The following is a 13,078-nucleotide window of genomic DNA, read 5'->3' as shown; positions in this document are numbered from 1 at the left end:
TCGGTAAAACGCGGGAAAAGAAAACCGTTCGGCGCCGGCTACCATAGCGCCAGCTGCCGGGCCACCGGGGCAAAGCTGCGGCGGTGCTCAGGCACCGGGCCGTGCCGTTCAAGCGACGCCAGGTGGGCCTTTGTCGGGTAGCCCTTGTGGCGGGCAAAGCCGTAGGCCGGATAGCGGGCGTCCAAAATAAGCATCTGGGCGTCCCGGGCCACCTTGGCCAGTATCGAGGCGGCGGCGATGGCGTCGTGGCGGGCGTCGCCCTTGACCACGGCCTGGCCCGGCAGGGCATGCCCCGGCAGGCGGTTGCCGTCCACCAGCAGATACTCCGCTTGCGGTGCCAGGGCGTCAATAGCCCGGCGCATGGCCAGGTGTGTGGCGTGATAGATGTTGAGCGTATCGACTTCGGCGGCGCTCGCCTCGGCCACGGCAAAGGCCAGCGCCCGCTGGCGAATTTCCCCGTCCAGCGCCTCGCGGCGCCGGGCGGTGAGCTTTTTGGAGTCGGCAAGCCCGTCGAGCGGGCGCGCCGGATCGAGTATTACCGCGGCGGCGACCACGCTACCAACCAAGGGCCCGCGCCCAACTTCGTCGACGCCGGCCAGCCGCTCGCCGGCATAGGCGATCTCAAGGGGCACCGGCTCGGCGGCCTTTTTCGCGCCGGTTTCAGCCTTACCCATCGGTTTTCTCATCGGCTGGCTCCTCGACGCTCGCCTCAACGCTGTGCCCGGCGGCCAGCGCCTCGATGGCGTCCGCTGCGCGGGCGCTGGCGCCGCGCCGAAGCTCGGCGTGCATAGCGGCAAAGCGGGCTTCCAGGGCGGCGCGCTCGCCGGCGCCGTCAAGCATCGCGCCCAGGGCATCGCTGATAGCCTCCGGCGTGGCGGCGTCCTGGATCAGCTCGGGCACCAGCGTCTCCCGGGCGATAAGGTTGGGCAGCGAAATCCACGGGGTCTTGACCAGGCGGCGCGCCAGCCAATGAGTGGCCGGCGCCATTTTGTAGGCCACCAGCATCGCCCGGTGGCAGAGCATGGCTTCGAGCGCGGCGGTGCCCGAGGTCAGAAGCACGGCGTCGCTAGCCACCATGGCCTGGCGGGACTGTCCGTCAATCAGCGTTATGCGATCGCGTGCCGGCGAATCCGTCGGCAGCGTTTCAAGCAGGGCCTCAAGCTCGTCGCGCCGGGCCGGCGTGGCCGCAGGAATCACTACCTGCAGCGACGCACAGCGCCGGCACAATCGCTCGGCGGCGGCGAGAAAGGTCGGCCCTATAAAGCCGATTTCGCTTTTGCGCGAGCCCGGAAGCACAGCAAGCGTCGGCGCTTCCGGGTCCAGGCCCAGCGCGCTTCGAGCCGCCGACCGGTCATTTTCCAGTGCCATCTCGTCGGCCAGGGGGTGGCCGACAAAGGCCACCGGCACGCGGTGCTTTCGGTAAAAATCGGCTTCAAACGGCAAAAGCGTCAGCATGGCGTCCACCGAGCGGGCAATGCCTTTGACCCGGCCCCGGCGCCAGGCCCAGACCGAGGGGCTGACGTAGTGCGCGGTGGTAATGCCGGCCTCGCGCAGGCGGCGCTCAAGGCCCAGGTTAAAGTCCGGGGCGTCGATGCCCAGCATGACGTCGGGCTGGAAGGCAAGCGCGTCGGCGGTGAGCTCGCGGCGCACGCGCAGAAGCCTTGGCAGGTGCTTGACCACCTCGACCAGGCCCATCACCGAAAGCGTTTCCAGAGCAAAGTAGCCGTGCATGCCTTCGGCCAGCATGCGCGGCCCGCCGATGCCGCGAAACTCGACGCCCGGATGGCGCTGCTTAAGCTCGCGCATCAGCCCCGCGCCGAGGATATCGCCGGACAGCTCCCCGGCCACTAAGTAAATTCGCCTGAGCATCATGGCAAGCCTCGCCAAAGCGGTCGATTAACGCGCGCCGTCGGGCGGGCGGTTACTAGCGGATAATGCCCCGGGTTGAGCATTCGATGGACGCGGCAAAGCGCTCCACCGCATCGAGGGCATAGCGCTTGCGCATGGTGACAAGCGCCTGGTCCACGGTCAGCCCCTGGCGATAAATCAGCTTGTAGGAATCGGTCAGCGCCTTGATCGCCTCGCGGTCAAACCCGCGGCGCTTGAGTCCCACGGCGTTGAGCCCGTGGGCCTGGGCGGGGTTGCCGTTGATCATGATGAAGGCGGGAGTGTCCTTGGTGATGATGGACCCGCCGCCGGCCATGGCGTGCTCGCCGAAGTGGCAGAACTGGTGCACGGCGGAAAGCCCGCCGATGATGGCAAAGTTCCCCAGGTGAACGTGGCCGGCAAGCGTTACCTGGTTGGCCAAGATGCAGTCGTCGCCGATCACGCAGTCGTGGCCCACGTGGACGTAGGCCATGAAGAGGTTGCGCGACCCGATGGTGGTTTCCCCGCGGTCCTGGACCGTGCCTCGGTGTAGGGTCACGCCCTCGCGGATGACGTTGTCGTCCCCCATTACCAGGCGGGTAGGCTCACCGGCGTACTTCTTGTCCTGGCAGTTCTCACCCACCGAGGCAAACTGGAAGATACGCGTCCGCGCCCCGAGCACCGTGGGGCCCTTGATCACTACGTGGGGCCCGATAACGGAGCCGGGGCCGATCGTAACGTCGGGGCCGATCACGCTGAACGGACCGACCTCGACGTCTCCGGCAAGGCTCGCCGACGGGTCAACCAGGGCAGTCGAATGAATCAAGCCACCTTCCTCTCGGCACAGGTGATCTCGGCTTCGCAGGCCACTTCGCCGTCTACTGTCGCCCGGCAGGCGAACTTCCAGATGCCGCGCTTGCCGCGAATCACGTTGGCTTCCAGTACCAGCATATCACCGGGCATGACCGGGCGCTTGAAGCGCACCTTGTCGCTGCCCACCAGGTAATACACGTAGCCGTCGGCGGGGCGTTTGTTGACGGTCTTGAATCCGAGGATGCCGCAGGCCTGGGCCAGCGCTTCGATGACCAGCACGCCGGGCATGATCGGATGATGGGGAAAGTGGCCGTTGAAAAACGGCTCGTTGATGCTGACGTTCTTGTAGGCAACGATGGTTTCGCCTTCCACCAGCTTCGTTACCCGGTCCACCAGTAAAAACGGGTAGCGGTGGGGCAAATATTCGCGAATTTCGTTGATATCCATAGCCATCGTAGCGACCTCTGTATGACAAGATACCCGGGAAGATCCCGGGCGCTCCAGCGCTCCCGCCGGTAAAAAAGCAGTGGATTATACCGCGCTAATCGAGAGCCTCAAGCGCGCCACCGTATCAATGCGCCGACGGCCGTTCAGTCGCGACGCTTTTCCAGCCGCGACAGCCGCTTGGCGATGTCGTCCAGCTGCTTGAAGCGCACCGCGTTCTTGCGCCACTGGTGGTTGTCCATGGCGCCGGTGCCTGAGGAGTACACACCGGGCTCATGGATGGAGTTAGTGACCAGGCTCATGCCCGTCACCTGAACGCCGTCGCACAGAGTGAGATGGCCGGAAAGCCCGACGCCGCCGCCCAGCATGCAGTGCCGGCCCACCCGGGTGGAGCCGGCGATGCCTACGCAGCCGGCAAGGGCGCTGTGGTCGCCGATCTGAACGTTGTGGGCGATCTGGACCTGGCTATCGATCTTGACGTCGTCGCCGATCAGGGTGTCGCCAAGCGCGCCGCGATCGATGCTGGAGCAGCTGCCCACCTCCACGTCGTCGCCGAGCACCACGCCGCCGAGCTGGACGATCTTGTGCCAGGCGCCGCCGTCGTGGGCAAAGCCGAAGCCGTCGCCGCCGATCACGCAGCCGCTTTGCAGAATGACCCGCTTGCCGATCACCACGCCGTGGCAGACGGTGACGTTGGCGTGCAGGCGAGTGTCCTCGCCAAGCACGCTGTCGGCCCCGATGACGCTGCCCGGGCCCACTACCACGCCGCTTTCCAGCACCGCGCCGGCCTCGATCACGGCGTTGGCCGCCACGCACACGCCCTCGCCCAGCCGGGCGTCGTCAGCCACCGTTGCCGCGGGGTGAATGCCCGGCCGGTCCCGGGACGGCAAGGGGTCAAACAGCTGGGAAAGCCGGGCATAGCCAAGGTAGGGATTGTCCATCTCCAGGCGCGGCACCGGGCAGCTCTCGCCGTGCTCGGGATGCAGCAGCACGGCGCCCGCCCGGGTCGCCGCCAGATCCTTGAGGTAGGCGCGGTTGGTCAGAAATGCCACCTGGTCGGGCCCGGCGTCGCTGAGCGTCGCCAGGCCGCGAATGGGCGCCTGCCCGCGGCCATCAAGGGTGACGCCCAGGTGGCGGGCAACATCGGCCAGGGTCAAAAAGTGAGGAGCGTGCGTCATAAGAGCCCAAACATGCTGGCAGTGCGGCACCCCGCACTGAATAAGGTTAATTCAGCGAATTGAACTCCTGCGTGACCTCGTCGGTGAGGTTAGGCAGGTCCATGGAAGAGTGAAGAACGCCCTGAGGCTCCACCAGTATATCAATGCCGTGGCGCTCGATGACCCGGTCAACGGCCTGCTCAAGCGTTGGCTCGGCCTGCTCAAGGAACTGCTTTTCCGAGCGCTGCTGAGCGGTCATGACTTCCCGGCGCAGGCTTTCAAAGCGGCTGCCCTTCTGCTGCAGCTCTTCGATCAGCCGCTGGCGCTCGGCATCCGACATCACGTCGCCTTCGTCCTGCAGGCGCTGCTGCAGGCGCTTAAGCTCATCGCCCAGCCGTTTGGCCTGGCTTTGCTGGGAGCCCACGTCGCTCTCCAGCCGGCTCAGCGAAGACTGGGCGGAGTCGGTGTTCATCAAGGCGGCACGCCAGTCAAGCACGGCCACCTCTGCTGCGTACGCCGGCGCCGCCATGACGCACAGCGTAACGGCCGCTATCAGTTTGCGCATGCTTGTCTCCTCGTTAATACCGCTTGTTATTACCGGCCGGCGTCATGACGGACTGCCTGCATGCGCCGTTTCAGCCCGTCAGAACGACTGGCCCAGCGAGAACTGGAAGAACTGGGTGTCGTCCCCGCTTTCGTCGTTGATCGGCTTCGCCACGCTGAAGGTCAAGGGGCCTACCGGCGTCAGCCAGGAAAGCCCGATACCCGCACTGTAGCGCAAGTCGCCCAGATCCACGCCCGAGCTGCAGTTCTGCCGCCCGGCATCGACCTCGAGCACGTCGTAGCAGGACGTCAGGAAGGTGTTGCCGCCGTCCACGAACAGCGAGGTCTGCATGGAGTCCTGGTTTTCCACGAACGGCATCGGGAACAGCACCTCGGCGCTGCCTTCCATCAGCACGTTGCCGCCCAGGGTGCGGTCGCGCCCGCCGACATACTTGGGCGTGGTGCGCTGCCCCAGGGTGTTGGAAGTAAAGCCGCGCACCGAGCCCAGGCCCCCGGCGTAGAAGTTTTCGTAGAAGGGGAACGGGTCGTCGCCAAAGGCCTCGGCATAGCCGAGGTTACCGGAAAACTTAAGCGACCAGAGATCGTCGTCGTCCAGGGCAAAGAGCTTCTGGGCCCGGCCGCGCAGCTTGTAATAGCTGACGTCGCTGCCCGGTGCGGCGGCCTCCAGCGACAGGCGCTGATAGCTGCCGTCGGTGGGCATGATGCCGCGGTTGAGGTTGTTGCGCGTCCAGCTGGCGGTGAGCTTCACGGTCTGGGCACTGTCGCCCTCGTCCTCGACGTAGCGCTCGATTTCCGAGGCGGTATCGTAGTAGGTCTTGACCTTGAGGTCTTCGGCGCTGGCGCCGAAGTTAAGCCTTGAAAGCTCGCTGATCGGGTAGCCGAAGTTGATGCCGGCGCCGTAGGCGTCGGTGGAGTAGGTGGAAATATCCGAATCTTCGTAGTCGGTTTCGCGATAGAAGACGTTATAGCCCCGGGAGATGCCGTTGATCGTCCAGTAGGGGTCGGTGAAGCCGAAGTTGACGCTGGTGAAGGTGTCACTGCGCTGAGCACCGAGGTTGACGCGGTTGCCCGTGCCCAAAAAGTTTTTCTGCGACAGCGAGGCGCCGTAGATGACGCCGGCGCTCTGGGAAAAGCCGATGCTCGCCGACACCGAGCCCGAGGGCTGCTCTTCCACTTCGTAGGTGACGTCGAGCTTGTTGGGCTCGCCGGGAACGCGCTGGGTGTCCACCTCGACCTGGCTGAAAAACCCGAGGCGGTTGAGGCGCTGGCGCGACTGGGTGATCTCGTCGGTGGAGGCCGGCGCGCCTTCCATCTGGGTCATTTCCCGGCGCAGCACCTCGTCCTGGGTGGTGGTGTTGCCCTTGAACTCGATGCGGCGCACGTAGGTGCGCTCGCCGGGCTCGACGTCAAGAATCAGGTCCACGGTGCCGTCGTCGTGCATCTCGGGCCGGCCGTTGACCTCGGCAAAGGCGAAGCCTTCGGCGCCCAGCCGCTTGCGCAGGGCTTCGGTAGAGGCGTTGAGCTTGCTGCGCGAAAACTGCTGGCCGGACTGGATCTCGAGCAGGTTGCGCGCCTCGCGCTGGGAAATGGCCATGTCGCCGGCGAAGCGGATGTCGCCCACCCGGTACTGCTCGCCCTCGTCCACGTTCAGGGTGATGTAGATATCGGTCTTTTCCGGGCCGATGGAGACTTGGGTCGAGGTCACCTCGAAGTTGGCGTAGCCGCGGTCGAGATACCATGAGCGCAGCCGCTCGATGTCGCCGCCCAGCGCCTGGCGGGAATATTCGTCGCTTGAGAACCAGCCGAAGAACATCCCCGGCTTGTCCTCGAGCTCGAACAGATCGCGCAGGGTGTCGTCGTCGAAGGCGCGGTTGCCGACGATGTTAATCTGGCGGATCTTGGCGACTTCACCCTCGTTGATGTCGATATTGACCTTGACCCGGCCGGTATCGATTTCCTCGACGCTGGCGTCGATGCGCGCGCTGTAGCGCCCCTGGGCCTGGTACACGCTTTCCAGCTCGCGCTGGATTTCTTCCAGGGTGGAAAGCTCGAGCACCTGGCCTTCGGACAGCCCGGCCTCGGTCAGGCCCTTGCGCAGGTCGTCTTCGGCAATCTGGTCGTTACCGCTGATGTCCAGCCGGGCGATGGTGGGTCGTTCAACGACCTTGATCACCAGCACGTTGCCTTCCCGGGCCAGGGAAACGTCGTCAAACAGGCCGGTGGCAAACAGCTCCCGGGAGGCACGGGCCAGCTCGCGCTCGGTGACGGTATCGCTTGCGCTTACCGGAAAGGCGTTAAAGACCGAGGCGGCAGAAACCCGCTTGAGTCCTTCTACACGTATATCGGAAACGTCAAAGGGTTGTGCCTGGGCGCTGCCGGCCGTGGCCAGCAGGAATACCGCCATTCCAAGGGACTTTATTTTCATGCAGTCAGTTCGCTCGCGTTGGTCTGCCCACCGTATCAGACAGGCACCTTATACATTTGTGCGGGCAGATGACAAGGCACGCTACCACGACACACGTCATTACCACAGGCGCATCAGATCAAAGTACAGCGCCATCAGCATCAGCGTTCCTACCATGGCAAGGCCGATTCTGAGCCCCAGAGCCTGGGTCCTTTCCGACACCGGCCGCCCCCGCACCAGCTCGACGACGTAGTACATCAGGTGGCCGCCGTCGAGCACCGGGATGGGCAGCAGATTGAGCACCCCAAGGCTGATGGACAGATACGCCAGAAAGCCGACGAAGGCGTCCATCCCCGCCCGGGCGGAATCCCCGGAGATCTTGGCAATGGTCACCGGCCCCGACAGGTTCGACGGCGAGATCAGCCCCACCAGCATCTTGCGGATGGAGTCCAGGGTCAAAAGCGTCATTTCGCCGGTGCGCGCCACCGCCCGGCCTACCGCGGCCACCGGCCCGAAGCGCACCTCGCGGCGCATCTCCTCGGGCCATTCGGCGGGGGCGACGCCGGCGCCGATATAGCCGATCCGGGTATCGCCGGAAAGCGTCTGCTCGCCGGGCGTCAGGGACGTTTCCCGGGTGTCGCCGCCGCGCTCGAAGCGCAGCGCCAGGTTCCGGCCCGGGCTTTGGCGAACGACCTCGACAAAGCTCATCCAGTCGTCGACCGGCTCGCCGTCGACCGCGACGATGCGATCGCCGGCCTCAAGCCCGGCGCGCGCCGCCGCTTCATCGTCGATGACCTGGCCAAGCACCGGGGGAAACGCCGGCTGCCAGGGCGTAATGCCCAGGGTCTTGAGCGGCTTTGGCGGGTCCTGGCGGACCAGGTAGCGCTCTACCGCCAGCGTGTAGCGCCGGGAGGCGCTCGCCCCTTCCGGCCGCGCCTTGACGGCAAGCTCGCCGTCAAGGCCAATTTGGCCCACCAGCGCCAGGTTGACGTCTTCCCAGGAGCGCACGGTCTCTCCGGCCACGCCGGTCAGCTCGTCGCCCTGGCGCAGCCCGGCCTCAAAGGCCGGCGACTCGGGCGCCACCGCGCCAACCTTGGGTACCACTACGCTGGTGCCGACCACAAACAGCGCCCAGTAGGCCACGATCGCCAGCAGGAAGTTGGCCGCCGGCCCCGCCGCCACCACGGCGATACGCTGCCAAACGCTCTTGCGGTTGAAGGCGCGGTGCTGCTCTTCCGGCGCCACCGGCGCTTCGCGCTCGTCGAGCATCTTGACATAGCCGCCCAGCGGAATCGCGGCCACGGCAAACTCGGTGCCGTGGCGGTCCACCCGGGACCACAGCGGCTTGCCGAACCCCACGCTGAAGCGCAGCACCTTGACCCCGCAGCGGCGCGCCACCCAGAAGTGGCCGAACTCGTGGAAGGTAACCAAAAGCCCCAGCACCACGATGACCGCAAGAATGTTCTGTACCAGACCCATCGGCTGTGTCTCCTGCGCTTGCTGCGCGGTTAAGCTTGCGGCGCGCCGGCGTGGCGCTGAAGCTGCCGGCCGGCTCTCTCGCGTGCCCGCCGGTCGGCGTCGATAATCGCGTCAAGGCTTTCCGCGGCGGCCACCGGCTGGCTTGCGAGCACGTCTTCCACCACCCGGGCAATGGCGGCGAACCCCAGCCGGTGGTGCAGAAAGGCGTCGACGGCCACTTCGTTGGCGGCGTTGAGCACCGCGGGCGCCGTACCGCCGGCGAGCATGGCCTCCCGGGCCAGGCGCAGGCAGGGAAAGCGCGCCTCGTCGGGGCGTTCGAAGTCCAGCCGCGCGACCTGGAAAAGATCAAGCGACTGCACCCCGGCATCGATGCGTTCGGGCCAGGCCAGGCCGTAGGCAATGGGCGTGCGCATGTCGGGATTGCCCATCTGCGCAATCACCGAGCCGTCGTCGTAGGCCGCCATGGAGTGCACCACGCTCTGCGGGTGTACCACTACCTGCACCTGGCCAGGCTCGGCGTCGAACAGCCAGCAGGCCTCGATGAGCTCAAGGCCCTTGTTCATCAGCGTGGCGCTGTCCACCGAGATCTTCCGGCCCATGGACCAGTTGGGGTGGGCGCAGGCCTGCTCGGGGGTCACCTGCTCCAGGGCGTCGCGGCTCAGGTCGCGAAACGGCCCGCCCGAGGCGGTGAGCAGCAGCTGCGAGACGCCGTGGCGGGAAAGCCCCCCGCGATGCTCGGCGGGTAGACACTGGTAGATGGCGTTATGTTCCGAGTCGATCGGCAACAGCGTCGCGCCGGACGCCGCTACGGCGTCCATGAACAGCGCCCCGCTCATCACCAGCGCTTCCTTATTGGCCAAAAGCACGCGCTTGCCGGCTCGGGCCGCGGCGAGCGAGGGCAAAAGCCCGGCGCCGCCGACGATCGCCGCCATGACGGTGTCAGCGGCGCTGTCCCGGGCGACGTCGCACAGCGCCTCGGCGCCTGACGCCACCTCGGTTGCCAGCCCGGCGGCGGCAAGCTCGCGGCGAAGCCAGGCGGCGTCTTCTTCGCCGCCGAGCACCGCCACCGCCGGGCGATGCACCAGGCACTGGGCGAGAAGCGCCTCCCGGGAGCGGTGGGCGGTCAGCGCATGCATCCGGTAGCGCTCCGGGTGGCGGGCGATCACGTCTAACGTGCTTTGGCCAATGGAGCCCGTGGCGCCAAGCACGGTGACCCGGCGAACGGCGGCGTCGGTCATAGCGGCAGCACCTGCAGATACAAAAGCGCAAATATCGGCACCGCCGCGGTCAGGCTGTCGATGCGGTCGAGCACGCCGCCGTGGCCGGGCAGCAGCGTGCTTGAATCCTTGATGCCGCGGTGGCGCTTGAGCATGCTCTCCAGCAGATCGCCGAGCACCGATACCAGGGTCACGCCGGCGGCGATCACCAGCAGCATGGCCGCGGCAGCGGCCTCCAGCGACTGCCAGACGGCAAAGCCGAGCGCCAGCAGCGCCGTGGCGCCCATGCCGCCCCACACGCCCTCCCAGGTCTTGCCCGGGCTGACGCCGGGGGCGAGCTTGCGCCGGCCAAAGCGCCGGCCGGCAAAGTAGGCGCCGATATCCGCCGCCCACACCAGCAGCAGCACAAACAGCAGCCAGACGCCGCCTGGCTCGGTGGCGCGCAGCACGTTAAAGCCTACCCAGCACGGCACCAGCACCCAGAGGCCCATGGCGAGTCGCCGGGGCGTCGAGCCCCACCGGGCGGTGCCCACGGGATAGCGCGACACCCAGTAAAAATTGAGCGCCCAGCCCAGCGCCCCCAGCGCCAGCGGCCAGGCGGCGCGGGCCGCGCCGGCAAACCACAGCGCCAGCAGCACCCCGGCCAGGCCGGCTACCGTAAGCCCGCGCCCGAGCGACGTCGTGACGCCGGCCAGATTGGCCCACTCCCGGCCGGCCAGCAGCACAATGGCGCCGGCAAACAGCGCAAAAGCGCCGCCGTCAAGGCCGAACAGCCCGGCAAGCGCCAGCGGCGCCAGCCAGGCGGCGGTAATAATGCGCTGTTTAAGCACCCCGGGCCTCTATCTGTTCGTGAGTCTTGCCAAAGCGGCGCTTGCGTCCGGCAAAGTCGTCAAGGGCGGCATCCAGCGCCTCGGCGCCAAAGTCCGGCCACAAAAGCGGCGCAAAGTACAGCTCGGCGTAGGCCAGCTGCCAGAGCATGAAGTTGGACAGGCGCTGCTCGCCGCTGGTACGGATACACAGGTCAACCGGCGGCACGCCGGAGTGCCCCATGGCCTGGTCCAGGCGCTCGGCGTCCACTTCGGAAGCATCGAGTTTTCCGGCCGCCACCTGTTCGGCCAGGCGCCGGGCGGCGCAGGCGATATCCCACTTGCCGCCGTAGTTGGCGGCAATCACCAGGTGCATACCGGTATTGTCCCGGGTCAGCGTTTCGGCCCGCTGGATCTGCTGCTGGATGGCGTGGGAAAAGGCCCCGCGATCACCCAGCACGGTCAGGCGAACGCCGCGCTCGTGAAGCTTTTTGACCTCGCGCTTGAGCGCCATCAAAAAAAGCTCCATGAGCGCGTTGACCTCTGACGCCGGGCGCTTCCAGTTCTCGCTGGAGAAGGCGAACAGGCTAAGCGTGGCGACGCCCCGCTCGGCGGCGCGCTTGATGACCGCGCGAACCGACTCGACGCCGGCCCGGTGGCCGCGCACGCCGGCCAGGCCGCGCTGCTTGGCCCAGCGGTTGTTGCCGTCCATGATCACGGCCACGTGGGCAGGCAACGGCGGTGCGCCCGAGGGTGCGCCGGAGACGCCGGCGCTGGCCGGCCCTGTATCATCAGCAAGCGGCTCATCAGAAAGCGGCGGTGGCGTCATAGCGTCTCGGCCCCGTAATCGTGCGTAAAAAAACGGCGTGCGGCCGCATGTCATACCTTCAGCAGGTCGTCTTCCTTGGAAGCCAGCGCCTTGTCGATTTCGGCGATGTGCTTGTCGGTCAGCTTCTGGATCTCTTCTTCGCCCAGGCGCTGGTCATCTTCGCTGATGTCCTTGTCCTTGAGCCGCGTCTTGAAGGTGGCGTTGGCATCGCGACGCACGTTGCGCACGGCAACCCGGGCGTTTTCCGCTTCGCTGCGCGCCTGCTTGATATAGCCCTTGCGCGTCTCCTCGGTCAGCATCGGCAGGGGCACGCGGATCACGTGGCCGGCGCTTGCCGGGTTGAGCCCCAGATCCGAGGTCATGATGGCCTTCTCGATCTTGGGCACCATGCTGCCCTCCCAAGGGCTCACCGCCAGCGTGCGCGCGTCTTCCACGTTGATCGACGCGACCTGGTTGAGCGGCACCTCGCCGCCGTAATAGTCTACGGTGACCGAGTCGAGAAGGCTCGGATGAGCGCGACCGGTACGGATCTTGTTGAAGTTGGTGTGCAGCACATCCACGCTTTTCTTCATGCGGGCTGCGGCATCTTTCTTGATGTCTTCCATTACGTCTACCCTCTGTTAATCAGCGTGCCTTCCCGGCCCCCGACGACCAGATTCAACAGGGCCCCGGGCTTATTCATGTCAAATACCCGCACCGGCATATTATGGTCACGTACCAGGCAGATAGCGGTCAAATCCATAACGCCAAGCTTCTGCTCCAGGGCGTCATCGTAGCTCAGCTGCTCGTACTTCACCGCATCGGCGTGTTTTACCGGGTCCTTGTCGTAGACGCCGTCGACCTTGGTGGCCTTGACCACGACGTCGGCGTCGACCTCGATACCGCGCAGGCAGGCGGCGGAATCGGTGGTGAAAAACGGATTGCCGGTGCCGGCGGAAAACAGCACCACGTCGCCCGACGTCAGGTAGCGAATCGCCGAACGGCGGTCGTAGTGCTCGACCACGCCGCTCATCTGGATGGCCGACATGACCCGGGAGCGGATGTTGGAGCGCTCCAGGGCGTCGCGCATGGCCAGGGCGTTCATCACCGTCGCCAGCATGCCCATGTGGTCGCCGGTGACGCGATCCATCCCGGCCTCGTTGAGCGCTGCGCCGCGGAACAGGTTGCCGCCGCCGATGACGATCCCCACCTGGACGCCGATACCGACCAGCTGGCCGATTTCCAGCGCCATGCGGTCAAGCACCTTGGGATCAATGCCGAATTCGTGATCTCCCATCAGCGCCTCGCCCGACAGCTTGAGCAAAATACGCCTGTAGTTCGATTTGGCATCGCTCGCCTTCGAGCTTTCAGCCGGTTGCGCGGCGGGGGTCAGCGGTTCGTTCGTCTCGTTGGGCATGGCAACTCTCCTGCAGCAGGCCTGAACACCGGATGGTATGGCAATGGCTCCCGGCTGAGGGGAGCAGATACACGAAGGCGTGCGCCGAGACGCACGCCTTGCG

At 66.1% G+C, this 13,078-nt stretch carries 13 protein-coding genes; all 13 read right to left on the bottom strand.

Annotated elements, in window-relative coordinates; genetic code table 11:
- Window positions 1-38 precede the first annotated feature (38 nt).
- A complete protein-coding gene (rnhB, locus tag ACZ46Y_RS03355; RefSeq protein ID WP_311954087.1) occupies window positions 39-674 on the bottom strand; it encodes a ribonuclease HII in 636 nt (211 codons plus the stop codon).
- Window positions 667-1,872 (bottom strand): lipid-A-disaccharide synthase, encoded by a 1,206-nt coding sequence (gene lpxB, locus ACZ46Y_RS03350; protein WP_311954082.1) that lies wholly within the window; start codon window positions 1,870-1,872, stop codon window positions 667-669. Before lpxB ends, rnhB begins: the two co-directional genes overlap by 8 nt.
- 52 nt (window positions 1,873-1,924) lie before the next feature.
- Entirely contained in the window at window positions 1,925-2,692 is a 768-nt protein-coding gene (gene lpxA / locus ACZ46Y_RS03345; RefSeq protein ID WP_311954079.1) for an acyl-ACP--UDP-N-acetylglucosamine O-acyltransferase, read from the bottom strand.
- Entirely contained in the window at window positions 2,689-3,132 is a 444-nt protein-coding gene (fabZ, locus tag ACZ46Y_RS03340) for a 3-hydroxyacyl-ACP dehydratase FabZ (RefSeq protein ID WP_311954074.1), read from the bottom strand. The genes lpxA and fabZ overlap by 4 nt, the downstream gene beginning before the upstream one ends.
- Before the next feature lie 137 nt (window positions 3,133-3,269).
- Window positions 3,270-4,301, bottom strand: coding sequence for a UDP-3-O-(3-hydroxymyristoyl)glucosamine N-acyltransferase (gene lpxD, locus ACZ46Y_RS03335; RefSeq protein ID WP_311954072.1), 1,032 nt, complete (start codon window positions 4,299-4,301; stop codon window positions 3,270-3,272).
- A 46-nt stretch (window positions 4,302-4,347) separates the two neighbouring features.
- Window positions 4,348-4,845 carry an OmpH/Skp family outer membrane protein gene (locus ACZ46Y_RS03330; protein WP_311954070.1) on the bottom strand — a complete coding sequence of 166 codons (498 nt, stop codon included), beginning with the start codon at window positions 4,843-4,845 and terminating at the stop codon, window positions 4,348-4,350.
- A gap of 78 nt (window positions 4,846-4,923) precedes the next feature.
- Window positions 4,924-7,269 (bottom strand): outer membrane protein assembly factor BamA, encoded by a 2,346-nt coding sequence (gene bamA / locus ACZ46Y_RS03325; RefSeq protein WP_376717573.1) that lies wholly within the window; start codon window positions 7,267-7,269, stop codon window positions 4,924-4,926.
- Between the two features lie 99 nt (window positions 7,270-7,368).
- Window positions 7,369-8,727 carry an RIP metalloprotease RseP gene (rseP, locus tag ACZ46Y_RS03320; RefSeq protein WP_311954068.1) on the bottom strand — a complete coding sequence of 453 codons (1,359 nt, stop codon included), beginning with the start codon at window positions 8,725-8,727 and terminating at the stop codon, window positions 7,369-7,371.
- A 29-nt stretch (window positions 8,728-8,756) separates the two neighbouring features.
- A complete protein-coding gene (gene ispC / locus ACZ46Y_RS03315; protein WP_311954065.1) occupies window positions 8,757-9,965 on the bottom strand; it encodes a 1-deoxy-D-xylulose-5-phosphate reductoisomerase in 1,209 nt (402 codons plus the stop codon).
- Window positions 9,962-10,774, bottom strand: coding sequence for a phosphatidate cytidylyltransferase (locus tag ACZ46Y_RS03310; protein WP_311954063.1), 813 nt, complete (start codon window positions 10,772-10,774; stop codon window positions 9,962-9,964). Before ACZ46Y_RS03310 ends, ispC begins: the two co-directional genes overlap by 4 nt.
- Window positions 10,767-11,462, bottom strand: a complete 696-nt coding sequence (uppS, locus tag ACZ46Y_RS03305; protein WP_376717574.1) for a polyprenyl diphosphate synthase — start codon at window positions 11,460-11,462, stop codon at window positions 10,767-10,769. The genes ACZ46Y_RS03310 and uppS overlap by 8 nt, the downstream gene beginning before the upstream one ends.
- Before the next feature lie 167 nt (window positions 11,463-11,629).
- Window positions 11,630-12,184: a ribosome recycling factor gene (gene frr, locus ACZ46Y_RS03300; RefSeq protein WP_311954058.1), complete on the bottom strand. Its 555-nt coding sequence runs from the start codon at window positions 12,182-12,184 to the stop codon at window positions 11,630-11,632.
- 5 nt (window positions 12,185-12,189) lie between these two features.
- Window positions 12,190-12,975, bottom strand: coding sequence for a UMP kinase (gene pyrH, locus ACZ46Y_RS03295; protein WP_311954057.1), 786 nt, complete (start codon window positions 12,973-12,975; stop codon window positions 12,190-12,192).
- Between the last annotated feature and the right edge of the window lie 103 nt (window positions 12,976-13,078).

Source organism: Halomonas garicola (assembly GCF_055382465.1).
The sequence above is the reverse complement of the archived record's forward strand: the minus strand, read 5'-3'. Positions and strand labels throughout refer to the sequence as shown.